Source organism: Paenarthrobacter aurescens, from assembly GCF_025421775.1.
GTDB lineage: Bacteria > Actinomycetota > Actinomycetes > Actinomycetales > Micrococcaceae > Arthrobacter > Arthrobacter aurescens_B.
Window position 1 is genome coordinate 1 of record NZ_JAOEFX010000390.1, and the last position, 263, is coordinate 263.

The 263-nt window shown below is 48.7% G+C and carries 1 protein-coding gene; it reads left to right on the plus strand.

Translation table 11 applies throughout. The annotated features are described in order from the left end of the window. Nucleotides 1-263: S6 family peptidase (locus N7568_RS24085; protein ID WP_261612202.1), on the plus strand; the 263-nt coding region annotated here is incomplete at both ends.

The following is a 263-nucleotide window of genomic DNA, read 5'->3' on the forward strand; positions in this document are numbered from 1 at the left end:
AGGCAAAAAAGCCAAATTTTCGCCGACTTACCGTGGCATTAACTACAATAATGATCCTACGCGAGACTTTCATTTACCGCGGGTTAATAAGGTGGTCGTCGAAAGCGCGCCTTCGCCTTACATCGGCGGTGAAGAATTATTAGCGAATCGCAGTCGCTATACCGTATTTGCCCGCCTGGGTGCGGGTTATCAGCAAATCGACGATCCAGAAAGCGGTAAATTGATACCTATCGATGGCGCCTACGTCTATAACACCGGTGGAA